The sequence below is a fragment of the Alcaligenes endophyticus genome (assembly GCF_026344035.1).
Classification (GTDB): domain Bacteria; phylum Pseudomonadota; class Gammaproteobacteria; order Burkholderiales; family Burkholderiaceae_B; genus Alcaligenes; species Alcaligenes endophyticus.
This window is the reverse complement of the sequence record NZ_JAPKND010000001.1, coordinates 1-24,196: the sequence shown is the minus strand read 5'-3', so window position 1 is coordinate 24,196 and position 24,196 is coordinate 1. Positions and strand designations below refer to the sequence as shown.

Sequence of the window (24,196 nt, the reverse complement as noted above, 5' to 3'; positions counted from 1 at the left end):
TTGTGCTTTAAGTGTATGAGGTGTTTGTGTTATCGTAAAATCAAATTTTTAGCTAACTGGTATCCGTTTAAGAGATATCTATGTCCAAAAACGAAGTCACTCTGCGGCAATTCAGGTATTTTGTGGCTGCGGCAGTCAGTGGGCAGTTTTCCGCCGCGGCAGAATCCGAAAACGTGTCCCAATCGGCCATTAGTAACGCGGTCAATACGCTAGAGCAAAAGCTCAATACACAATTATTTCAGCGCTTGCCTCATGGTGTTGCCTTGACGGCACACGGACAGATATTTCTGCACCATGCCCAGCACGTTCTTGACTCAGTGCACGATGCAATGAACCATTCAGGTCTGCAACGCCATACGGTGGCGGGCAGCATTCGTGTGGCGGCGGGTTATACGGTATTGGGTTATTTTTTGCCCGATCTGATTAGCCGGTTCAAGCACAGCTATCCGAATATTGATATTGAGCTCCAAGACATGGAGCGCCCCGCCATGGAGGAAGCGCTGCGCGAGCAAAAAATAGACTTAGGTATTGCGTTGCTTTCTAATATTGTTGATTTGCAGCAGTATGGTTTTTATAGCTTGGCCCGCTCCAGACGGCGCTTGTGGGTTGCCGATCAACATGAGTTGGCGTCGGAGTCCTCCGTGTCCTTAGAGCAGGTGGCTGCGTACCCTTATATTTTATTGACCGTCGACGATGCAGATACCGCGGCGGCTAGACATGGTAAAGAGCGTGAGTTGTCGCTGCGCATTGCCATGCGCACGCGCTCATTAGAGGCGGTACGAGGTTTGATAGCCTATGGCTTTGGCGTATCGATATTATCTGATATGGTCTACCGGCCTTGGTCGCTGGAGGGGCGACGCATCCATGCCTTGCCCATTAGTGATCCGGTCGATGCGTTGGAAATTGGTTTGTTATGGCCCAAGCCGCGTGCTCCTGTCGGCTTGGTGGCCTTGTTTCAACGCTTTCTTATTCAGGCGTGCGAACAACAAATGCGTCCCGGCATGGCAGGCAGGCGGGGGCTTAGTTAAGGCACCAGAGCTAGACCAACACGAAATTGCGAGGCGGCTTTGCTGCGGTAGTGCAACATGGTTTCGCCGTAGCCCGAATAGTATTGCCCGTACAAATAACCATTCATATTTAGCGGCGTGCGCTTTAAGGGCCAGGCAACGGCAACTTGTTTGCTCTTGCGGCCATCAGAACCTTGCGTATAGCGGCCACTTAACACCAAGCCGTTATGGCGAGCGTACCGTAGGTTCCAGTCTATACGACCCATATAATCCCGATAGTCAGCATTTTCATTCATGAATACATAGGCTTTCAGACGAGGCCTAAAACTAAGGACGGCGCCATCATCGAAACGGTAGTTCAGCTCGGGCTGGATGAAGAAGTCATTCATGGAGCGCGAGTCGTCCCCCGCTTTCCCGTTCGAGGCGTGCTCGTAGCCGGCGGCTAGACCTGCAAACACACTTTTACCGGCTGACTCCCACATAGAGTCTTTGTGCCAGAATAAGCTTGGGCTATAAGTGGTGTCCACAAAAGGCTTAGAGTCTGCATGCAGATCCCACAAAGCCGTTTGAGTGTAGCCCATGTAAAAATGATCGAAAAATTTTGGATTAAGCGGATCTGCAGGTGAGTGTAAACGGTAGCGGAAACTAATCTGAAAGCGTGCGTTGCTTCCGCCGCGGCTACCAACAATAAAATAGGTGGGGTCGTGCGCGCCAATAGCATCCCTAAAACTACGGAATCCTTGATCTGTAGTTTGAAGTGCTTCTGTTCTAATCCCAGGGCCACTTTCTGGATTGACACCGATAGCTGCTACTTGTGCGGCGGGAAGTTCTGGGTCACGCCCGTTGGTATTATTGGCGGCACCAGCGTCAATGACAGCGGTGTGAGCCACCGTAGCGGTAAGGGGGCTAGCAGATTGAGGGTTAGTGTCTAAGGCCAGAATGACTGGCTCGCCCTCGATGTTCAGGGCCTGTAAACCACGCACCCCACTAGGTACGACAGCACGCCAAGAAAACTTGCTAAATGTGTTCACGGGCAGGCTAGCTGAGGCTTGAGACGAATCCCGCTCAGCGAGGCTACGTATTATTTGCCCCTGATTATCGCGCCACTGTAAGACTAAATGAGCCGGAGCACTCCAGTTCATGACGCTATCGGTATCGTTAAATACAATAGCGTCGATATTGATCGTTTCGCCTGAGCCAGCCTGTACTTGACGCAACTGGTAGGTCACTCCAGCATAAGCCTGTTGGCAGAGTGGTAGCCCTAATAACGTCATACTGAGCAATAGCTTATGCATACTGGGTTTATTAGAAATTTTCATAAAGTTAATACAGAGTATGTGGCGTGGACGTAACAGGCAATTTACCATTTTATGGCGTGCATTTTGTAAGGCGAAAGTAAAAAATTACTGGTTTTTATAGCGAACGGTTGAGAGCTCTTACCTTCATCACGTTTTCGGGGTAGAATGGGCAGCTTTTCTGGCTCTTGTCTGTTAGCCAACTTAACTGCCCTTAGCTCAGATGGATAGAGCAACTGCCTTCTAAGCAGTAGGCCACAGGTTCGAATCCTGTAGGGCAGGCCATACTTCTGTAAAGCAAAGCCAATTAATAACCTCTAAACCCGCGCCAATACGGTTAGCGGGTTTTTTGTTGTCTATCAAAAACCTTCAAAAGTGAGAGACAAACCACCTTGATGTTTATGTTTGAGAAGCAAACGTCTTTGTATCTCAAGTTTGCCCTATTTTGAGAAGCTAACTTGTTACCCTTGTACTACTCTGCTGTTGTTCTGATGGCAGTGCCTGACTACCGACTTTGAATCTCTTGGCCAAGTAAAGGGGTCGTTTTCGTGTCTTTTACAGCCTTAGGTGTAAACCCGCTGTCGTCTGCTAAGGCGCATGAAATAAGGTGTTTGCGGGTGTGGGTGGACATTATTGCTGTTTTGTAATGATGCCTGTGTTTTTTATTGTTTAGACTCCGCCCCTAGATAGTCATTAACTATCGACAGGGGTTCTTCACCGGTTATCGGTGACGACATGGGTCGTGCTTTTTTAAAGTATGGATATGAATAAACAATTATTAAAACGCAGGAAGCTGGCTTCATCGGGCTTGCTGATCGTATTGGGTTTAGGGACAGTGATGCAGAGCCTGGAGTACACCATCGGCACGGCATCCAGAATGGGACCGGGATATTTTCCTTTATCCTTAGGGGTGTTATTACTGGTTTTTGGCGTGCTCATTTTTGTGCTGCCCGATGATAGTCAAGAGTTGGCTTTATTAGGTGAGCCTTCCGACGACACCGAGGAAAAGAGTATGAGCTGGGGCGAGCGTGTGAGGCCCTGGATTGCGATTGTGGCTTCTATGCTGCTGTTTATCTTGGTAGGGAAATACGGTGGTTTAGTGCCCGCGACGTTCATTTTGATTTTAGTAGCCGCGTTGGGTGACAAAGCTAATAGCCTTAAAAGTTCCATCTTCTTGGCTATAGGGGTGACCTTGGCCGCAGTGGGCCTGTTCCATTATGGTCTGCAATTGCAGTTTCCGCTCTTTACTTGGGGTTAAGTCATGTTAGATAACCTAATACTGGGCTTTCAGACGGCCTTTTCTTGGAACTACCTAATCTATGCGTTTGTCGGGGTTTTTCTCGGTAACTTGATTGGCGTACTCCCAGGTATCGGTGCTTTAGCCGCTATTTCCATGTTGCTGCCCGTCACCTACGGACTTGATCCAGTAGGGGGGCTACTCATGTTGGCTGGGCTGTATTACGGCACTAGCTTTGGTGGTGCTACGACCTCCATTTTGCTCAATTTGCCAGGAACTGCGTCGCACGCTGTGGTGTGTGTGGATGGACACCCAATGGCCCGTCAAGGGCGCGGTGGCCCTGCTATTTTTATGGCCATGTTCGCCTCTTTCATCGGCGTGATGGTCGGTATCATATTGATGATGTTCTTCAGTCCTTTGCTGACTGACGTGGCATTTTTGTTTGGGCCAGCGGAGTATTTTGCGCTGATGGTGATGGGCTTATTGGCCGCCTCGGTGCTGACCACAGGCTCACCTTTGAAAGGCGTGGCCTCGGTAGTCATAGGCTTGCTGTTTGGCGTAGTCGGTACTGACGTTAATAGCGGGGTGGCTCGTTTTGACTTTGGTATTGTAGAACTGCAAGATGGCCTGGCTTTGGTGGCGTTGGCGATGGGCTTGTTCGGGATATCGGATGTATTGGCTAATGCTGGTCGTATCGGTGAAGGTACACTGATTGCCAAGGCGGTCAGTAGTACCTCTATTCGTCCCGCTAAAGGTGAAATGAAGCAATCCATGGGGGCTATTGCTCGTGGTTCGGGTATAGGCTCAGTGCTGGGTATCTTACCTGGTGCAGGGGGTACCATGGCCTCGTTCATGTCTTATGCGATTGAGAAAAAAGTCGCTAAAGATCCTAGCCGTTTTGGTAAAGGGGCGATTGAAGGGGTTGCAGGCCCTGAGTCGGCAAACAGCTCAGCGGCAATCACTGCGTTTATCCCTACCTTAACCTTAGGGATTCCTGGTGATGCGGTAATGGCCTTAATGCTGGGCGCCATGATGATTCACAATATTACGCCCGGCCCTCAGTTGATGACTGAGCATCCCGAGTTGTTTTGGGGGCTGTTAGTTAGCTTCTGGATCGGTAACGTGATGTTGATGATTCTGAACATTCCACTTATTGGCATGTGGGTAAAACTATTGTCGGTGCCGTATCGACTCATCTTCCCGGTGGTTTTGTTCCTCGTGGCCATTGGAGTTTACAGTTCCAACAATAATCTGTTCGATGTGTATGTCGTCCTAGGCCTAGGGGTATTTGGCTACATTGCCGCAGTGTTGGGTTTCCAGCCCGCCCCCTTACTACTGGGTTATGTGCTTGGGCCTATGCTAGAGGAGTACTTCCGTCGCGCTTTATTGTTATCGCGTGGTGACTTCAGCACTTTCTTTACACGTCCTTTATCCGGTACGTTTATGGCGATTGTGATAATGATGCTGCTCTTTGTCTTGTATAAGCAGTTACGCTCGCGCGCATTACGGGCTCGTAGACATATAGTTTAACGACGTTGCAGTAGACAAAAACGCTCCTTAGGGGGCGTTTTTTTATGCGTTTTATACGTGTCATAAGGGTTTTTAGGGATAAGTTTTTAGGCAAGAGCTTGGTAGTCTATCTCTGTAATTATGAATTACTAATTAATCATTGCACAATTAACACGCTTCCAAGAGGACAAAAATGAGTCAGCGTATCGTCCAGCAAGTGTTGTACCTAGAGGTGGCAGCCCGTTTGCGGGACATGATCGCCAAGGGCACATTAGCGCCGGGCTCATGGGTGGATGAGCTAAGTCTGACTGAGGAGCTAGGTATTTCGCGTACGCCCCTGCGAGAAGCTCTGAAAGTGCTGGTGTCGGAAGGTTTAATGCGCTTGGAGCCACGGCGCGGGTGTTTTGTGAATGAATTAAATCTTGCCGACCTAGACCAGATTTTTCCCTTGATGGCCATGCTTGAGGGGCGTTGTGCTTATGAAGCCGCTTTACTGATTCAAGATGAGGACTTAGAGCGTTTAGAGCCTGTGCACCAGCAGTTGCAAGAGTATGCCCAAGCGGGTAACACAAGTCAGTACTACTTAACCAACGAAGTTATTCACAAGGCCATTCAGGATTTAGCGAATAACCCGTGGTTATCTGGTTTGGTGGATAGTTTACGCAATCGCTTATGTCTTTATCGACATAAGACTTTATCGTTTCCAGGGCGTATTGAGCAGTCCTGTGCAGAACATTTAGCTATTTTTGCCGCCTTAAAGCAGCGTGATGCTGCCTTAGCGCAATCCATTACTCAGGACCACTTATTGAAGCAAATTGCAGTGCTGCATCAGTTGGCCCACTTAGCTCAAGGAGCAAGCAATGATGACTGAGGAAAAGAGCAAAGAAAGAGCCGTAGCGGTAGTCTCGGAACCATTACCTGATACCGAGGAGCTCCCTCAAGGTGGAGCCATGAAAGTGGTGCGTGGCTGGCGAGATCGCTTAGGTCGTTTGCTAGAAAAAAATCGTAACGATAGCCAAGAGCGTTTACAAGCCTTACTGACGGCAGCGCTGACGGATAACGCTGCGAATCAAGAAATGGATAAGTGGCTGCTCAGTTATGAGCAAGGCGATCAAAATAAACGCTTAACGATGCTCAGCGAGTTAGCCTTAGCTAGGCGCGAACAGGTATTGTCTGGGCAACAAGGCGCGTTGTTTTTCCGGCGCTTGTATGCGCGTGCAGACAGCTTGCACCCACTGGTGCGCTTGCGCGCTGATATTCTCGCCGCCATGAAAGAGCGGCCTGAGTTGCAAGAGTTAGACAAAGAGCTAAAACCTTTATTGATTAGCTGGTTTGATGTGGGCATGTTGCAATTACGTCCCATTACGTGGGATTCTCCGGCATCTTTATTGGAAAAGCTAATCGAGTACGAGGCAGTGCATGAAATTAACTCTTGGTCTGAGTTGAAACACAGACTGACGGGCACGCGCCGCTGCTACGCCTATTTTCATCCGCGCATGGCTGATATTCCTTTGATTTTTGTGGAAATCGCCTTAACACAAAACATGGCCGATAGTGTTCAGCACTTGCTTGACCCCGAGGGCTCAGACACCGATTTGAGTAAAGCGCGCTGTGCTAACTTCTATTCTATTTCCAATACGCAAGCCGGTTTACGGGGTATTAGCTTCGGAAACTTCTTATTAAAGCGCGTGATCGACGCCTTAATGAAAGATTATCCCCAGCTAAAAACCTTTGTAACGCTGTCGCCAATTCCAGGTTTTACTCGCTGGCTAGAAAAACAAGATGGCGATAGTTTGCAAGAATATCTCACGGATAAAACAGAAAAACGCTTGGCGGCAGGCGATCCCGATTCTGGACGCAAGTGGCTTATTCGTATTAGCACGGCGGTGCAAGAGCGTAACGAAGCCATTGAGCGGATTGCATTGCGTTTTGCGAGTGCGTATTTGATGAGCATGCGCAACGATCAGTTAGTCGATTCGGTAGCACGTTTCCATTTGGGTAATGGGGCTCGAATTGAGCGTCTGAACTGGGCCGCTGATTGCTCACCTAAGGGTATGCAGCAGTCTTGTGGAATGATGGTGAACTACCTGTATGAGCTTGATCAGTTGGATGCCAACATGCAAGCACTGGCGGCAGGTAAACCTAAGTCGCGTTTAACGAGTAGATGGTTATGAGTACAGCAGAAAAAGGTCAGATTCTTCGGCATGATGCCGACAATGTAGTGACCTTAAGCTTATCGCATCCGGGTAAGCTGAACGCCTTGTCAATCAATATGTGGCATAGCTTGTGCGGCCACATGCAGCAGATCAATCAAGACATGAGCATTCGCGCTGTGATTGTGCAGGGCATGGACGGGAACTTCGCGGCTGGGGCAGATATCAGCGAGTTTCCCGCCCAACGGCATGATCTGGAAAGCGTTATGCATTATCACCGCCGTATTCTGGCACCTGCCTTGCACGCCTTAGCGGCGTGTCCTCATCCGCTGATTGCCAAAATTGAAGGCGTATGTGTGGGCGGAGGCTTGGAGATCGCTGCGCAATGCGATATGCGAATCGCCAGTCGTAACGCCCGGTTTGGGGCACCCATTAATAAGTTGGGTTTTCCCATGGCGCCCGAAGAAATGATTGGTCTATTACGTTTGGCCGGTTTAGCGGTGGCCAGTGAGATTCTACTAGAGGGGCGTATTTTGACTGCCCAGCAGGCATGGGAAAAGGGCTTGTTGACGCGCTTAGTGGATGTTGAACAGTTAGCGGCTGAGGTAAACCAAAGCGTACAACGCATCAAGCAAGGTAGTGCTCGAGCTGCGCGCTTAAATAAGCGCATGCTACGTCGCCTAAGCCCTGTTCCTGTCGCTCTAAGCCAAGCTGAATACCGAGATTTTTTTGCTTACGCCCCCACGCACGACCATCAGGAAGGGGTGCGTGCCTTTTTGGCGGGTGAAGAACCTGTTTTTATTGGAGACTGATCTTGAGCTTACAGAACGCTAATTTATACGCTATCTTGTCACAAGGCTTTGCTGCCGATAGGGGGGCGGTAGCGATACATACGCCCACGCGGGATTACAGTTGGGACGACTTAGAGCACACCAGTGCGCGTATCGCTCACTTGCTAACAGATTTAGCCCTGCAACCGGGTGCGCGGGTAGCAGTGCAAGTCGAGAAAAGCCCCGAAGCCTTAATGTTGTATTTGGCCTGCTTGCGTGCTGGGTACGTATATCTGCCTTTGAACACGGCCTATACCGCGGCTGAGTTAGCGTATTTTTTAAAGGATGCAGAGCCTGAGCTAGTGGTGTTGGATCCTGCACGCGTTGAGGCAATGCAAGCGACCTTGAAAGAGGCACAGATTGCTCATGTGTTAACACTGGATGCGCAAGGCCAAGGCTCGGTGATGGAGCAGTCAGCCAGCAAAAGCCAGCAATTTACGACAGTACAAAGTCAGGCGGATGACTTGGCGGCTATTCTGTACACCTCGGGTACAACGGGGCGTAGCAAAGGGGCCATGCTATCGCATGAGAATCTGTCGTCCAATGCCATCGTGCTTAAAGAGTTCTGGGGCTGGCAGTCAGACGATGTGCTGTTGCACATGTTGCCTATTTTTCATGTGCATGGCTTATTTGTCGCCTCGCATGGTGCCTTATTAGCCGGGGCACGCATGATTTGGTTACCGCGTCTGGATATTGAGCAAGCCTTGAAGTATTTGCCTCAGTCCACCGTTATGATGGGCGTTCCCACCTACTACGTGCGTCTGTTAAACGAGCCTAGATTCACTCGCGAGACGTGCGCCTCAATGCGCTTATTTATTTCTGGCTCGGCGCCGCTTTTACTGGATACGTTCCAACAATTTACCGAGCGCACCGGACACACCATTCTAGAGCGTTACGGCATGAGTGAAACCGTTATGCTGACCTCTAATCCCTATCTGTCCGATCAGGGGCCGCGTGTCGGTGGCACGGTCGGCGTCCCACTTCCTGATGTCGAAGTGCGTATTATGAATGACGAGGGTGAAATATTGTCCCAGTTGGAGCAAATAGGTCATGTGCAAGTGCGCGGCCCCAACGTGTTTGCCGAATATTGGCGCATGCCAGAAAAAACCCGCGAAGAGTTTACCGGCGATGGCTGGTTTCGCACTGGTGATATGGGTAAGTGGACAGACGTTGGCGCAACACAGCCATACCTCAGCATAGTAGGCCGTGGTAAAGACTTAATTATTAGCGGTGGTTTTAACGTTTACCCCAAAGAGCTTGAGCTATTGATTGATACCTTCGAAGGGGTTAACGAGTCGGCTGTAATCGGTGTGCCCCATAAAGATTTTGGCGAAGCAGTGGTCGCGGTAGTGGTGCCTCACGAGGGTGTCACGTTGGACGTAGCGGCGCTACAGGCTTTACTGAAAAGTAATATGGCCAACTACAAGCAGCCCAAGCAAATTCATATTGTAGAAAGCTTACCGCGTAACACAATGGGTAAGGTGCAAAAAAACGTATTGCGCGAGCAGTACGCGTAACGGGCACTGGTATTTCGGTGTAAGTAAGGTGCCAGCGCTAGGGAGCCTAGAGCTCCCAGTAGTATCTAGTAGTACCGTGGTAGTAAACAGCAGGCAAAACATAGAAATCACTATCAGGAGACAACGATGAAAAAAACGTATTTTGCGGCAGGTTTGGGTCTGTCCTTGCTGATGTTGGCAGGCGGCGCGCAAGCAGCCGATCGCGTCTTGCGGGTATCGCATCAGTTCCCCGGAGGGCAAGGAGATCCCAGAGATGAGATGGTGCAAATACTCGCTAAGGAAGTAGCCGCTGCGGATGTAGGCTTAAAGATGCAAGTATTTCCTGCTTCATCATTATATAAACCGGCAGAACAGTGGGGGGCAATGACGCGTGGGCAGTTGGATATGTCCGCCTTTCCGCTAGATTATGCCTCGGGCCGCGTGCCACAGTTTTCCATCACCTTAATGCCAGGTTTGGTGCGTAACTATGATCATGCTAAGCGGTTAAACGAATCGCCGTTTATGGAGGATGTGAAAGCCTTGATCGAGCGTAACGGTGCAGTGGTGATTGCCGATGCTTGGCTGGCAGGCGGTTTTGCTAGTAAGAAAGAATGTATTAAGCATCCTGACAGTATTAAGGGCCAAGTTATTCGTGCAGCAGGCCCTGCGTTTGAGCAAATGCTAGCAGCAGCAGGTGCTTCGATTTCTTCTATGCCATCGTCAGAAGTATATACAGCGATGCAGACAGGGGTACTAGATGCTGCGAATACGTCCAACGACAGCTTTGTCTCGTACCGATTGCAAGAGCAGGTGAAATGCTTGACGGCTCCAGGCGAACATGCGGTGTGGTTTATGTATGAACCTATCCTGATGTCTAAAAAAGTGTATGACAGCCTGAATGATGCACAACGTGCCGCGATTAAGGCTGGGGCAGAAAAAGCTGAGGCATACTTTGATGACGAGTCACGTAAAGGTGAGCAGCGCATGAGAGACATCTTTACCAAGGCGGGAGTAGAAGTCGTCTCGTTGAGCCAAGATGATTTTGATGCTTGGATGGATGTGGCTAAAGAGTCCTCGTATAAAAATTATGCTGAAAAAGTGCCGGGTGGCAAAGAGCTGCTTGAAAAAGCGCTAGCAGTCGAGTAAGTCCCGCAGCGGGCGAGGAGCCCGCTGTTTTCCTCACAAGGAGTAGGAATGATTGATCGTTATATACGCTCAGTCCAGGCACTGTCACGTTTAGGCGCTGGGGTAGCAGTTCTGTTGCTGTTCTTGGCCATGGTAGTGGTGTGTCAGATGATACTAATGCGTTATTTTTTTAAAGCGGCCACGATTTGGCAGACCGAGGCGGTCGTGTTTTCAGCCACTGCAGCCATTTTTATTGGTGCGCCTTACGTGTTAATGACTAAAGGTCATGTGGGTGTGGATGTGGTGCAGATGTTGGTCTCTGGTACCAAACGGAAGGTGTTGGATGCTCTGGGTAGTATCGCTGGACTCGCATTTTGTATCGTCATGCTGATCGCTTTCGGCTTGCACTGGTGGGAAGCGTTCGAAGGTGGGTGGACCACGCCCAGTGTGGCAGCCTTACCTTTGTGGTGGCCCCTGACACCTATTGTCGTGGGATTTTTACTGCTGGTGTTGCAGTATATTGCTGAACTATTGAAGTTGTGCTGCGCCAAGGAGGAAGTATGACGCCTGCGACAAGTGGTTTTATTTTAATTGCGGGTTTATGCCTGTTGCTGATCACAGGCATGCCGATTGCCTTCGCCTTGGGACTGGCGGCTGTGTTGGGGCTATTTCTCAGTATGGGCCTAGATTCTATCTATGTCCTAGCCGAAACTATGTTTGCAGGGATAGGTAACTTGGCTTATGTAGCCATTCCTATGTTTGTGCTGATGGGGGCGTTAGTAGCGGGTACGCCGGCGGGCAGTGAGTTGTATCGCTCTTTAGATCGTTGGCTGTATAAGGTGCCCGGTGGTTTGGTGTTATCCAATATAGGTGCCTGCGCGATCTTTTCAGGCATGACGGGTTCTAGTCCAGCGACTTGCGCGGCCATTGGCAAGCTAGGCATTCCCGAGATGACCCAGCGTGGTTATCCTTCCTCGGTGGCGGCGGGCTCTATTGCAGCAGGTGGCACACTCGGTATTTTGATTCCGCCTTCGGTCACCATGATTGTGTATGGTATCGCGACCCAAACCTCAATCGGACGTTTGTTTTTAGCTGGTGTGCTGCCCGGCCTTATGTTGACCGTCATGTTTATGACGTGGGCAATTATTGATGCCAAACGTAAAGGGTTCCGTTTTCAGCCTGTACAGATGAGCCACGGTTGGCGCGCCAGGTTGGAGGCCTTACCGCGTATCTTGCCGTTGCTGTTAATTATTGCAGGCATGATGTATGTGCTGTACGGTGGGGTGGCCACTCCTTCAGAGGCTGCCGGTGCAGGAGCGATGCTGACCCTATTAGTCGTGCTGATCGCCTACCGTAGCATCCGTTTGCGCAATTATGGCCCGGTTTTTGCCTCAGCCATGCGTGAAAGCGTGATGATTATGATGATCATGGCAGCAGCGGAGCTCTTTGCTTTTGCCTTGTCATCCCTATATATCACCCAGTCTTTAGCTGAAGTGATTGCCACTTTAGAAATCAACCGTTGGGCACTGATGGGCCTGATCAATGTGTTCTTATTGTTCGCAGGTATGTTCTTGCCGCCGGTTGCAGTGATTGTGATGTCTGCGCCGTTATTGTTCCCCATTGTGGTGAACGCTGGGTTTGATCCATATTGGTTTGCCGTGGTGCTAACTATTAATATGGAGATTGGTTTAATTACTCCACCTGTAGGTTTGAACCTCTTTGTTATCAACTCTATTGCGCCTGACATTCCCACTAAAGAAATTCTTTGGGGATCTTTGCCTTACGTCTTGGTCATGATGCTGGCGATTGTAATCTTATGTGTTTTCCCAGGTATCGTGACCTTCTTGCCCGATCTGGTGATGGGGCCAGCGCTCTAAGGTAGTTCGCTGCTGGTACCAATACCATGCCCCTACCTTTACAGGTAGGGGCTAAACAACCAAATAATACGATTCCGTAAACGTTTACGAAACGGCTGGGCAGCCAAATCTTCACGGCTAATCGCAGTGGCTTCTTCAATTTGAGCATCAATCAGATTTTCGATTTGACGGGCAGTGGAGCGGCAATATACCTCTATATCTAGCTCAAAATTTAAGCGCAGGCTGCGGGGATCCATATTAGAAGAGCCCACATACGACCAGGCCCCATCGATAGTGATCAGTTTAGAGTGATCGAACGCACCACTAGAGAGCCACACCCGACAACCGGCCTGCAGTACTTGATCCAATTGGGCCATCATGGCGTAGTTCACTAGTTTTAAATTGTTCTGACCGGGAATCAGAATATCCACTTGAATCCCTCGCCGCGCTGCTGTGTTCAGCGCACCCATTAAGGTTTGGTCAGGCAGAAAGTAGGGCGATTGAATTCGTATATGACGTTGCGCGACGGCGAAAGCCCCTTGAAGCATATGATGGGTACTAGCAATAAAGCGGTCTGGGCCGGAACGTATACAGCGCAATGGCACCCAAGGCTTGGGTGGATTCCAGGAGTCGGCACACCATTGTTGATACGATAGCATTTCGCCCGTAGTGAACTGCCAGTCGTAAGCAAACGAGGACACCAGTTGTACTACCGCAGGGCCTTCCACCATAAAATGCGTGTCATGGGCGGGCTTACCTTGGCTAAACTCTGAACTAAATCCTGCCCGTATATTCATGCCGCCTGTAAAGGCACGGTAACCATCGATAATCAGTATTTTACGGTGGCTGCGTAAATTGGCATAAGGCATGCGCATACCCAAGGGGTTGGTCATGAAAAGTGCACAACGTATGCCTTTACGCCGTAATAGCCCATGAATAGGTGGGTGTGAATACTTGACCCCAATAGCATCAATCAGTACGCGTATCTCTACCCCTCTGTCGTGCGCCTCTGCCAGGGCATGCACAAACTTTTTACCCATGGGGTCATTGTCAAAAATATAGCTTTGCAAAGCGATAGTATGTTGGGCTTGGTTAATGGCCTCCAGCATAGCGGGGTAGGCCATGTCGCCACCGGCTAATACTTGAATATGGTTCCCATTACGTAGTTGAAAGCGGCTGACCCTATCGCCCAATATGTGCAAAGACCGAAATTGAGGGCCGACTAGTTCACTGACATCGGACACAGGTGCCTCAGGATAGTGGGTGTGATCCTTAAAGTTTTGGTCCCGGCTTTCCAGTAGATGTTTTCGCCTTACGCGGTTGATACCAGCAATCAGATACAGAACCGGCCCCAGTAATGGGGACATAATAATGACGCCCACCCAGCTAATGGCTGCCCTTACATCATTTTTAGTCATGGCAGCGTGGATGGCAGCACTAGCGCCCACTACTAAACTTAAAACAAGAATAATAATGTGCCAATAGTCACGTACGAGTAAATGCAAGGCAAGGGTTAGATCATTCATGCGATGTAAAGCTTCTGTCTTGTTATAGGGGGGGCAATGGACGGGTCTGTAGGCTTAAGATCCAGTCTGGGTTAGCAATTCCGCTACTTGCATATTGTTGTTTGCTAGAGTGGGCACGCCACACCCCTCCACCGTAACTAGGCTCGGGGCGCTGACTATACCAATACCATGTGCCGTCTTCGTCCTGAGCCAGCCAGTCCCAGCCGCGAGGCATGCTATTCCAATCAGGGAAATTACTCATGCACAAATAATAGGCGAAAACTCTGCAGTCGGCATGATTATGCCGCTTTTATTACTAGAAATAACTCCTTTGTTTTGCTTTTGTCATGCGCTGGTCATGTGATGTCGCTACCCTCCTTGCATTCATGTAGCTGTTATTGATTGTTTTAGGGGGCCTTGTCTTTGTGCATAAGCGTGACTCAAGGTGGCGCTGGCAAGTGTGGGAACACCTTGCTCAAGGTATGGTTAATAGCACTAGCTTCCTGTGTGTGCTCTAGCGCTTGGGCGCAAACAAACACCGAGCAACAGTATCTGTTTGATTTGCAAGCGGCGCCCATGCACGAAAGCTTGGTGCAATACAGCAAGATCACGCGGCGCTCGGTACTTTATGAAAGCCGCTTGCTCAGGAATAAGTACAGCCCAGCTTTGCAAGGTAGGTACACCGCGAGTGCTGCCTTAGCGCATTTGCTGCAAGGCTCTGGCTTACGCGTCAAGCTAAAGGCCAATGGCTTTGCCTTGCAACCGTTGGCTCCAGCAGCCACTGCCCATGCGCAGAGTGATCAGGTAATCAATATACAGCTTTACTCTTTAGACAGTATTTTACTTGGGCAAAGCCGCATCATGACCACCTTCGGTGGGGATATTTTGGCCTGGTCTGCCCAAGGTGACATCAACGCCGGCCGCGGCGCCAAAACCACTCAAATCTTCACCCCACCCCGCCGCGTCTACGACAACATCAGTAACGTCACCATCAACCCCGACGTCCCCAGCACCGGCGCCGGCATCGCCACCCTCGCCCCCATCGCCGAAGTCCCACCCGGCGACATGGACCTCATCGCCCCCCTAGGCACCATCGACGCAGGCGAAGCCGGCATCCGCGTCTCCGGCAACGTCAACCTCGCCGCCCTACACGTCGTCAACGCCGAAAACATCCAAGTCCAAGGCGAATCCAAAGGCATCCCCATCGCCGTCACCGTCAACGTCGGCGCCCTCACCAGCGCCAGCAGTTCCGCCACCGCCGCCCAAGAAACCCTAGCCCGCACCCGCGACGCCGCCCGCAGCACTCAGCCGTCGCAGATTCAGGTGCAGGTGTTAGGGTTTGGGGCAGGGGGGCAAAGCAGTAGGCAAATGCCGGACGCGTCCTCGGCTGCGAGTGTGGCCGCAGCAACTGGGGCATACGACCTACAGGCCTTGCAGGTGGTGGGCTGGGGCGATTTATCCGGTGGCCAACAGGCGCAGTTAACGGCTGCCGAGCGTGAGCGCTTTGGTTTGTAGGGTGTTAGAGGCTAAGTGGCAATAAAAAACAGGGCCTACGTAAATAGGCCCTGTTTTTACTATAAAGGTGTTAGCGGTTTACTGTTTACTTTCGTCGGCAGCGATACTAATCACCATGTCTTCAGGTTTCAAGTATTTACGTAAAGCATCGTTGACAGTTTTAGCATCCAGTTTTAACAGTTGGTCGTCAATATCTTGTGACCACTGGAAGGTACGCCCTTGCTCAAGGTAGTTGATCCATACGCGGCTCAGTACGCGGTCTTGGCTACGTGACAATTTGCGATAATTGATCAGGGCCTTAGCACCTTCTTTGACTTCTTGATCAGAGAATCCTTCTTTCAGGGTGGTGGCCAATATGGATTGAATAGTGGTTTCCAGTTTGGCGCTATTATCCGGTGCATGAATCGCGTAGATGTCCCAACTGGCATCAGGCTCATAACTGGAGGCATCGAGGGTGCTGCGTACGTTGTAGGAAAGGCCGTCTTCCACGCGTACTTTATTCCATAAGCGCGAGGTCTCGGACAGGCCCAGTAGGTAGTTAGCCAGGTACAAGGGCGCAAAGTCGGGGTTGGTGTCTTGTAAGGGAAATTGTAGGTTGGCTAAGTAAAAAGCATTCGCCTTGTCGGGCGTGTTGGTGATGATTTGTTTAGCCGGCATCGCGTGATAGGGCGTTTCAATGCGCTGGTAAGCGGGTGCTGGCTTCCAGTTATCCAAGCCTTGTTTGAGAACAGTACGTACTTGCTCTGGGTCGAAATCTCCCACGGCGCTGAAGGCTATGTTGCCGGTACCGTAGAACTCTTGTTGAAAGGCTTGTAGCTGTGGGCGTTCTAGGGCCTGAATGGCAGCAATGCTTTCTTCAAAGGTGGGGGTGTAGCGTATATCCCCTTTAGGCCAAGGGTTACGGTAGCGTTCTAGGGCATAGTAGGCCAAAGTAGAAGGGTCAGTGCTAGATTGCGTGATAGCAGCAATCGCCGCCTGTTTATATTTAGCCAGTTCATCTTCAGGAAAGTTGGCTTCACGTAGTACTTGTAAGCTTAAGGCTAGTGCTTGAGGTAAGTGCTCGTGCGTGGAGGATAAACTGATATTCAAGGTGCCTCCTTCACCGCTAAAGCTGTACTGTGTTTGCAAGGCAGTGAACTTGTCATCAATTTCTTGACGACTTAGGGTGTTGGTTCCGTGTTCCAGCAAGGATGCTGTAGCGCTAGCAATGGCTGCTTTGTCCTTAAATTGTGCCGCTTGGCCAAAATTAATCTGTAATCGGGCCTCGACTCGCTGGCCACGAGTCGCTTTGGGCAGTAAAGCCAAATCAACCTTACCCGCATCTCCCGATAAGGTGAGGGGGGTGCGATCGGTGCGCGCATCAATATTGGCTGGGCTGGGGTCAAAGGCTTCTATCGCAGCGGTGTTTCCTTTACCTTGATAGTCTGCTAACAGTGTGGCGATGTCAGGCGTAACAGCGACGGGGGCGCGTACTGGTTTTTCCGTGGGTAAGTAAACACCCGTACTACGGTTACTGGCAACGAGCCAGGTTTCCAGCGCTTGCTGTACTTGAGGCAAAGTGGTGGCCTCAACGCGGTCACGATGCAAGAAGAAAAGCCGCCAATCGCCGTTTGCAGCAGCGTCAGATAAGGCGTTAGCAAGGCTCGCCGAATTGGCATAAGCTTTATTCCATGCGACTAACCATTTGCTGCGGATGCGATCTAGGTCGGCTTCACTTAATGGGTGCTCTGATAAAGTTTCTAGGGTCCGGTTCAGAGCTTCCTCTGCCGCCTTGACGTCCATGTCTGCATTTAACTGGGCACCGAATAGTGCGTAACCCGGAGCGTAGTTATCGGAGTCGTAGGCAAAAACACCCGTGGCTAGTTTGGTATCGACCAGATTTTTGTATAAAGGGCCTGATGGGGTATCACCCAGTATGCCCACACCTAAGCTAAGGGGGATGTAATCGGGGCTGGCGCTACTTGGAATGTGGTAGCTGGACATGATTAGTGGCGTGCCACCTTGGCGTCGTAGCTCTACCGTGCGTGTACCATCTTGCACTGGCTCTACAGTGTATTCAGGCGGCAATGTGCGGTTGGGTTTGGGAATGGCCCCAAAGGCTTTATCAATGACAGCAAGAGTTTGGTCAGTGTCAAACTCACCCGTTACGAATAAAACGGCGTTATCTGGCTGGTAATACTCGTGGTAAAAATTGCGCAGCTGTTCGACATCTACGTTTTCTACATCGCTACGAGCACCGATGGTGCTTTTGCCATAGTTGTGCCACTGATAAGAAATAGCGGTGAGCCTTTGCATTAAAATTCGAAATGGATTGTTTTCGCCTTCCTCCATTTCATTACGTACTACGGGCATTTCGGCTTGCAAGTCTTGTTTGTCAATCAGTGCATTGGCCATAATATCGGCTTGCCAGCCCAAATACCATTCTAGTTCGCTAGGGTTGCTGGCAAAGCTAGCATAGTAATTCGTGCGGTCACTAGAGGTTGTGCCATTGGCCTGTAAACCACGCTTAGAAAATTCGCCTAAGGCATTTCGCAAGGTAGGCGTGCCGCGGAACATCATGTGTTCTAGCAAGTGCGCCATACCCGTTTGTCCATAGTTCTCATGACGTGATCCTACTAAGTAGGTCATATTGACCGTGGTGGTAGGTTTAGAGTCATCCGGTGCCAACACAATGCGCAAGCCGTTTTTCATGGTGTATTGCGTTACGCCCTCTACGCTGGGGCCTTTACTCATCCCAGCAGGCAGGGCGTAAGCCGTCAAGCTTGCGCTTAATAGTCCGGCACCAAAAAGCAGGCGCGTGCAGCGGCGTAAATTAAAAACGGGAAAACTCATGAATCACTTTCCTTACAGTACGTACCGTCGGTGTATGGATAAAAAAGGCCATTTGCCTTGGTGCTTTTTGTTTTTAGCATGGCTTCGCACGGCTGGGTAGCTTTAGGGGGCAGGGCATTATAAAAAAGCCCCTATTTAGGGGCGTGAGTATGAGGAGAGGAGTTGTTGGCTTAGCGCCCCTTGTCTACTAGCCACTGCTGGCTGGTATGACGCATTTGTATGATTTGATTCAGTAAAAAATCATACACTGCTAGCATTCTGACTGGGTCTTCTTGAATTAAATGCTGCAGGTGTTCTAGCTTGACAGAGCGTTTATACAGGTCTGCGCATCGAGCAGGGTTAGGGTGCAACGCGACGATGCGTTTATCAGTAGGATGGGGTGACTTCCATATGTAGTTGGCTGATTCTAAACGCTTTAATAAGGCGTGCATGCCGCCGTTACTGATGTCTAGAAGTTGTGCCAACTGACGAGCTGATATTCCTTGGAATTCTTGTATGAACTCCAAAGCCCGGTATTCATTAAGGCTTAGCCCAACTTGTTGGGCTAAGCGTGACCTGCCGGCCTCTTGGCGTACCGTGAAGTGTTGGTTTAGCAACTGCGTTAATTCAAGCAAGATATCAGGCGCTATATCCTGCTCCACGGTTTCCATGTCAGCTGACTTTGAGCGTGCTAGGTGAGGCCTTGTAGGTGCTGACATATTACTCCTGGAAATTAAGGTCTTTTACCTACCAGTCCACCTAGCAAGCCGGTGACGGGTGATAACAACCCACCTTGTTGATTGGAATTGCTGTCAGCGCTAGGTGCGTTAGCTCCTAAGCTCCCGGTGACACCACCTAATAGATTCGTGACCGGGGCCAGCAGACCAGGATTACTAGCCTCTCCACCTCCTAGTCCACCGGTGACCCCACCTAACAGGTTTGTGACAGGAGCCAGCAAGCCAGCATTCATCGCTTCACCACCCCCTAGTCCGCCGGTGACCCCGCCTAACAGGTTTGTGACAGGAGCCAGCAAGCCAGCATTCATCGCTTCACTACCCCCTAGTCCGCCGGTGACCCCGCCTAATAGGTTCGTGACGGGGGCCAGCAAGCCTGCATTCATAGCCTCACCACCCCCTAGTCCGCCGGTGACTCCTGCCAATAGATTGGTGACGGGAGCTAGCAGTCCATTGTTACTGGCATCGCCTCCTAGAAGGCCCCCCGTTAGTCCTCCTAACAAACCGTCAGATCCTCCTAATGGAGCCGTGAGTGCAGCTACCGACTGCGTAGCGTGATCTAAGGTCAGGCCTAAAGGATTAGGGTTATCTGTAGTGGGTTGTAGTAAGCCACCAGCACTACTTATTGCCTGGCCAAGGTGCTGCACAGTTCCTCCTAGGCCAATAGGAGCAGTGTGGTCCAGTTGTCCACCTGCTTGGGCTAACGCGGAACCTAGGCCGCCAAGCAGGGCATTAATCGGTTGGCCTAAGCCGGTAGAGTCACCCAGATGTTGAGTGACGACCGTCACCGCAGCTCCGACGGGTGACACGACTCCATCCAATACGGCTCCTGTATCACCCAGAGTGTTGTTGAGGCCTAGGGGAAGCAAGTTATCGACCGCTGTACCGGTATTAGCCAAGGCGGGCTCTAAAATTGCTTGGCGCTCTCCGTTAAGTAATCCATCTAGGCCTAAGTTGTTCGTTAAGTCATGGCCAATCGAACCGGGCCCTAGTAAAGAGGATGTTAAGTCGTTAATGCCGCCGGTGAGATGCCCAAGAGTGTTGCCCACGGGATTGTCCGCAGTACCATTTAGTAAGCCTCCTGTGCTCCCTAAGGCGAGCCCGACCCCCTCCACTAAACCGCCGACCCCGGTGCCCACGTTCAGGGGCAGGGCGGTTTGGCCTAGCTGCTGCCCCAGATCGACGATAAGGTTACCTGTTTGCCCGACCAAACCATCTACCGTTTTCCCTAGGCCGGTTGCATCACCTATACCTTGCGTCAAGGTCGTGACTTGATTAACAAGCGGTTCTATTACTGTGTCTAGGGAACCGCCTAATTGCCCAGCGGTATTGGCCAAATCCAGTGGAAGGACATTATCAAGCGCTTCGCCCGTATTTTGTAAGGTAGGAGCTAGGACACCCTTGTAGCCCGAGTCGTTGCCTGGGTTGGTGCCTGGGTCGGTTCCACCATCACCCCCCCCACCATTATTACCGCCCCCATTATTACCGCCACCATCGCCACCGCCTCCATTACCGTCACCATTGCCACCCGCGCCACTGTTTCCCCCATCCCCATTACCTTCATCGCCTGGATTGGGCTGGATTGTTCCTGTATCTGTACCGCCTTTGACAGTCAGTCCGCCTGAGCAAGCGGTGAGTGCCAGACTGCTGCCGATTAGCAGAGCAAGAGCGGTTTTTCTTACTAGGTCTGATTGCTTGGGTTGTATTGCTTTCATATACGCCTCCGTGGGTGCTTAATTAGTACTGAATAGCTACAAGCAATTTTCATGCCAATTTTAAGTGCGGTTAGTGTTACAGGGAAAGATTAATAAGCGCTTGTTTTTTATTGCTTTATTTGTGTGCTTTGGTGTTTTTTTGGTAGCATAAAAACTTTTGTTTCTTTTGCTTACGTTTGTTCTGTTCCGTGTGGGGAACATCGCTCTTGGGGCGAGGGGAAAAAAACCGCTGCCAGCGATGCTGCAGCGGTAAGTGTGCTCTGGTCTCTATTTTATAAACTGTGGAGCTTGTGCGCCGGTCTGCGTAGACTTGCTAGGGTATGAGTTTCAGTAGCGCGATACGAGCGAGTTAAGATCTAACCATCGATTTGTGCTGTAGCGCATGTTGTTGGCATTGTTCAATAAAAAATCGTACACAGCCATAAGTTGGTTGGGGTTGTGCCGGGCCACCTCACGTAAATTCAATTCCAGCGCTTGCTCTTTGCGCCGCATTAACGGTGCGCAAGTGCTTTCTACGGGGTATAAGGCCGTTATGCGTTTGTCTAGAGGATGTCGCCCCTTTTTTATGTACCCTGCTTCAGTGAGGCGTTTGATTAAAGCGCTGACACCGCTCGCGCTGAGATCTAAAAGTTGAGCTAGTTGGCCTGTAGGTAAAGCGTCGAACTCCATGATGTATTCCAACGCTTTGTAGTCATTTAAGGGTATACCCACCTCTGCTGCAATGGCGGCTTTCATGGCTTCAGCGTATACGGTGTATTGTCGAGTGAGCATGTGGTTCAAATCATTCAGCACATGCTCGGAAAACATGTCTCTAGCAGGCAGTGTTTTGGGTGCTGAGCTTGGGCGGCCAATAAGAGGGGCGGCATGTACAGGAAGCATGACTGGATTCATCATATCGTGGTCTCCGCTGTGTTCACTCCCGGGAATGGTGCCTTTTCAGAGGGGTGAAATACTGCTTTTTTTATGTCATTCATGCCGTTCTCCTTAGAGATAAGATGCTTTTGTGTAACTGAAAAGCACTAAGCAAGAATTGTGCCAGTTTTAATTTGTGTTTTTTATTCTTTGTTATCAGTGGCTTAGGTTTTTTTGGTAATGCGAGGAAATTATATATTAAGCATTTACGCTTATTTTTTAGTGCTGTTACGTAACGTTTGTACGCTTGTTACGTAACATCGTTGCAGGTAATAAAGCGTTTTATAACCTTATAAAACGCTTTTCTTGCAGGGGGGCTAGGTTAGAGGGCGTTATGATAGAACAGTAGGTTGGTGTTGTAGCGCAGGTGGCGTTTACGCTCATTAGTGGGTAATGGCCCCAGCGGTTTGGCAACATTGACATCAATTAAATAGTGTTTGTTATTGCTAAAGCGTAGGCCTACAGCAGCCGAGCGGAGGCGTCGGCTAGTGGGCTCTATGCTTAGTTCAGCTTGCTGTTGCCATGTGCGAGCCCAGTCATGAGCAATATAAGCTTGTATGCTATTGAGCCAGTTATTATTTAACTGAAAGCGGCGGTTTAATTCAAGAGTCACTCCCAGGCCTTTGTCTCCAGCAATCTCTCCCTGAGGATAGCCGTAGCCGTGACGCCATGCACCAAATGAAATTTGCTCACTACTGGGTAGGGCATTGTTACTTAATTGCCCCGCGCCAGATACGCTTAGCCCGAATTGTTGCGGTAGCACTAGGGTTTGTTTAAAGTTGGCCGTCCAGCGGGTGAAGTTCAGATCCACTGCGCTTTGCCCTGTGGGCCGTATGTAGGTGCTTAAGTCTTTGCGTGCGCCCATGCCATCTATGCCTCTATATACACCTAAGCGTAGTTCCCGGGATTGTTGTAACGAGGCATCGCGATACTCCAATTCGGCTTTTAGCACGCGTAAATCAGTAGTTTGTGCAATCCATGCTTGGTCTGCATCGCGTGCATAGTTATCGCTGGACCGACTGACATAAAAACCTGCATGGCCTTTTAAGTTCTGTCGGTTGTTGAGCAAAAATGGATAGCTAATGGCCGCCCCTACGCGCTCGTTAATGACAGTGCGGCTCCAGCCTAAGCGCTCTAACTGATTATCTTTCGGGTGCGAATGGTAGTGATAACCATCAATATCCAAGGTAAGGCCATTGCCACCAAGCGGAATGCTCAGATTTCCCGCAATGTACTTAACGTCTTCTGAGGTAGTGGGCAAAGCTCCAGTAATAGTTAGTTTTTCACCTAAAGGTGTGAGGCTATTAGCGCTAAGTTGCAGCATGGCTTGCGTACTGGATCCTATTTCAGCAAGGCTGGCATTGACGCTCACGTTTTGGTGTTGCAGATCAAGTATTAGCTCGCTCTTACCGTCGGTGCGAGTGGCCAGTTTTAAGTCAGGCTTGAACTGCAGGCCAGGAATAGTACGCAATAAATTCATCGTGCGTTCTAGGGTTCTTTGCGTTAACGGCTTTTCCTCTAGCATGGCTTGGGCAATACGGCGTATACGAGGTTCGGTGGCACCCGCGTCACCTTGCAAGGTGAGTGTTCCGATGTAGCCCTCGACCACAGTAATTTTTACCTTCCCTTGAGCAAAATCTTGTTCTTGTAGCACAGCAAACGAGAGCGGATAACCGGCCTGTTGATACAGAACGGTGATCTGGTTCACCTCTTGGATCAACTGAGCAACGCTTAAGGTGCGTCCGCTAAGAGGGGTTAATAGCCCACTAATGTCACTAAATGGAATGCTGCGGCTGCCGCTGACGTCAAAGCTTTGAACCTTAACTTGTTGTTCTAGCCGTGCTTGTAAGGCGGACTGTACAGCAGGTTGGGGAAGAGTGAGTGGTTGGCGAATAGGACTGGTGCTAGGAGGGCTTTGCACGGACGGTAACGCATCTACTGGGTTACCTCGCAAAGGGGCGTCGGCGAATACCTGAGTGCAAACAAAGCTTAAAGAGGTGAGGCATAAAGCGGTAGTCAGTCCCCTGATGGTAGCCACTTTTTTTTGAGTAGTGGGACGAGAGACTATGCTGCGCTGTTTTTTAGGAATGGCCATTAGTAAAACACACACAGAAAACAAAGCTTATTACTGTGCCGTAAGGCGGTGATTTTGTCTGCTAAGTTCAACTTAATGTGGTTTTTATTTAAATTTTTTAAAGCTCTATTTTTTACATTTTCCTAGGGTTAACGCTAGTGAATTTTCCTGGGATGGGTAAGGGTTTTTTCTATTGCGTTTTTTTGTGTTTTTTTTACATAAAAAAATGTTTTTACGGATTTTTTTTAAGTATTTGAAATGTAAAGCAGTTCTTCTTGCTTTGGTGGTGGTATGCCTGCGCATTGCCCTTTAAAGAGCGGCTATTCGAGAATCCCTCATTGAAAAAATTTGTTTCTATTTGATGTTTATAACGATTTTTAAGTAACGTTTAGTCACTATTTTTTTGCTGTGAATGTTAGTGA

The 24,196-nt window shown here is 50.0% G+C and carries 19 protein-coding genes and 1 tRNA gene; 12 read left to right on the top strand and 8 right to left on the bottom strand.

The window, feature by feature from the left end:
• The first annotated feature begins 80 nt into the window (after positions 1-80).
• The gene (locus tag OSH01_RS00100) at positions 81-1,028 is read left to right on the top strand and encodes a LysR family transcriptional regulator (RefSeq protein ID WP_266122028.1); all 948 of its coding nucleotides are present in this window, start codon (positions 81-83) and stop codon (positions 1,026-1,028) included.
• Here the strand turns inward: OSH01_RS00100 and OSH01_RS00095 are convergent.
• The gene (locus tag OSH01_RS00095) at positions 1,025-2,326 is read right to left on the bottom strand and encodes a phospholipase A (protein ID WP_266122027.1); all 1,302 of its coding nucleotides are present in this window, start codon (positions 2,324-2,326) and stop codon (positions 1,025-1,027) included. The genes OSH01_RS00100 and OSH01_RS00095 overlap by 4 nt on opposite strands.
• 184 nt (positions 2,327-2,510) lie before the next feature.
• Here OSH01_RS00095 and OSH01_RS00090 point away from each other — a divergent pair.
• The 10 genes from OSH01_RS00090 to OSH01_RS00045 all read left to right on the top strand — a co-directional run bounded on the left by OSH01_RS00090 (position 2,511) and on the right by OSH01_RS00045 (position 12,529).
• Positions 2,511-2,587 (top strand) — tRNA-Arg (locus tag OSH01_RS00090).
• Positions 2,588-3,065: 478 nt separating this feature from the next.
• Positions 3,066-3,560, top strand: coding sequence for a tripartite tricarboxylate transporter TctB family protein (locus OSH01_RS00085; RefSeq protein WP_266122026.1), 495 nt, complete (start codon positions 3,066-3,068; stop codon positions 3,558-3,560).
• Between the two features lie 3 nt (positions 3,561-3,563).
• Positions 3,564-5,069: a tripartite tricarboxylate transporter permease gene (locus OSH01_RS00080; protein ID WP_266122025.1), complete on the top strand. Its 1,506-nt coding sequence runs from the start codon at positions 3,564-3,566 to the stop codon at positions 5,067-5,069.
• A gap of 172 nt (positions 5,070-5,241) precedes the next feature.
• Positions 5,242-5,919: a GntR family transcriptional regulator gene (locus OSH01_RS00075; protein WP_266122024.1), complete on the top strand. Its 678-nt coding sequence runs from the start codon at positions 5,242-5,244 to the stop codon at positions 5,917-5,919.
• Positions 5,909-7,222: a malonyl-CoA decarboxylase domain-containing protein gene (locus OSH01_RS00070; RefSeq protein ID WP_266122023.1), complete on the top strand. Its 1,314-nt coding sequence runs from the start codon at positions 5,909-5,911 to the stop codon at positions 7,220-7,222. The genes OSH01_RS00075 and OSH01_RS00070 overlap by 11 nt, the downstream gene beginning before the upstream one ends.
• Positions 7,219-8,013, top strand: a complete 795-nt coding sequence (locus tag OSH01_RS00065; protein WP_266122022.1) for an enoyl-CoA hydratase/isomerase family protein — start codon at positions 7,219-7,221, stop codon at positions 8,011-8,013. Before OSH01_RS00070 ends, OSH01_RS00065 begins: the two co-directional genes overlap by 4 nt.
• Positions 8,014-8,015: 2 nt before the next feature.
• A complete protein-coding gene (locus OSH01_RS00060) occupies positions 8,016-9,548 on the top strand; it encodes a malonate--CoA ligase (protein ID WP_266122021.1) in 1,533 nt (510 codons plus the stop codon).
• A gap of 126 nt (positions 9,549-9,674) precedes the next feature.
• A complete protein-coding gene (locus OSH01_RS00055; protein WP_266122020.1) occupies positions 9,675-10,673 on the top strand; it encodes a TRAP transporter substrate-binding protein in 999 nt (332 codons plus the stop codon).
• A gap of 48 nt (positions 10,674-10,721) precedes the next feature.
• The gene (locus OSH01_RS00050) at positions 10,722-11,216 is read left to right on the top strand and encodes a TRAP transporter small permease subunit (protein WP_266122019.1); all 495 of its coding nucleotides are present in this window, start codon (positions 10,722-10,724) and stop codon (positions 11,214-11,216) included.
• Positions 11,213-12,529 (top strand): TRAP transporter large permease, encoded by a 1,317-nt coding sequence (locus OSH01_RS00045; RefSeq protein ID WP_266122018.1) that lies wholly within the window; start codon positions 11,213-11,215, stop codon positions 12,527-12,529. The genes OSH01_RS00050 and OSH01_RS00045 overlap by 4 nt, the downstream gene beginning before the upstream one ends.
• Before the next feature lie 38 nt (positions 12,530-12,567).
• Here OSH01_RS00045 and OSH01_RS00040 read toward each other — a convergent pair whose 3' ends face one another.
• Together OSH01_RS00040 and OSH01_RS00035 are read right to left on the bottom strand one after the other, a co-directional pair.
• Positions 12,568-14,034: a phospholipase D-like domain-containing protein gene (locus tag OSH01_RS00040; RefSeq protein ID WP_266122017.1), complete on the bottom strand. Its 1,467-nt coding sequence runs from the start codon at positions 14,032-14,034 to the stop codon at positions 12,568-12,570.
• Positions 14,035-14,056: 22 nt separating this feature from the next.
• The gene (locus OSH01_RS00035; protein WP_266122016.1) at positions 14,057-14,275 is read right to left on the bottom strand and encodes a hypothetical protein; all 219 of its coding nucleotides are present in this window, start codon (positions 14,273-14,275) and stop codon (positions 14,057-14,059) included.
• A gap of 155 nt (positions 14,276-14,430) precedes the next feature.
• On the opposite strand from OSH01_RS00035, the gene OSH01_RS00030 reads away from it, so the two are divergent.
• Positions 14,431-15,528, top strand: coding sequence for a filamentous haemagglutinin family protein (locus tag OSH01_RS00030; protein WP_266122015.1), 1,098 nt, complete (start codon positions 14,431-14,433; stop codon positions 15,526-15,528).
• Between the two features lie 78 nt (positions 15,529-15,606).
• Here the strand turns inward: OSH01_RS00030 and OSH01_RS00025 are convergent, their stop codons facing one another.
• The 5 genes from OSH01_RS00025 to OSH01_RS00005 form a co-directional block, all read right to left on the bottom strand.
• Positions 15,607-18,360, bottom strand: a complete 2,754-nt coding sequence (locus tag OSH01_RS00025) for a M16 family metallopeptidase (protein ID WP_266122014.1) — start codon at positions 18,358-18,360, stop codon at positions 15,607-15,609.
• Between the two features lie 170 nt (positions 18,361-18,530).
• Positions 18,531-19,058 carry a MarR family winged helix-turn-helix transcriptional regulator gene (locus OSH01_RS00020; protein WP_266122013.1) on the bottom strand — a complete coding sequence of 176 codons (528 nt, stop codon included), beginning with the start codon at positions 19,056-19,058 and terminating at the stop codon, positions 18,531-18,533.
• Positions 19,059-19,072: 14 nt separating this feature from the next.
• Positions 19,073-20,788, bottom strand: a complete 1,716-nt coding sequence (locus tag OSH01_RS00015; protein ID WP_266122012.1) for a collagen-like triple helix repeat-containing protein — start codon at positions 20,786-20,788, stop codon at positions 19,073-19,075.
• A gap of 327 nt (positions 20,789-21,115) precedes the next feature.
• Complete coding sequence (locus tag OSH01_RS00010) at positions 21,116-21,682, bottom strand: MarR family transcriptional regulator (protein WP_266122011.1); 567 nt, start codon at positions 21,680-21,682, stop codon at positions 21,116-21,118.
• 340 nt (positions 21,683-22,022) lie between these two features.
• A complete protein-coding gene (locus tag OSH01_RS00005) occupies positions 22,023-23,795 on the bottom strand; it encodes a ShlB/FhaC/HecB family hemolysin secretion/activation protein (protein ID WP_266122010.1) in 1,773 nt (590 codons plus the stop codon).
• Positions 23,796-24,196 lie beyond the last annotated feature (401 nt).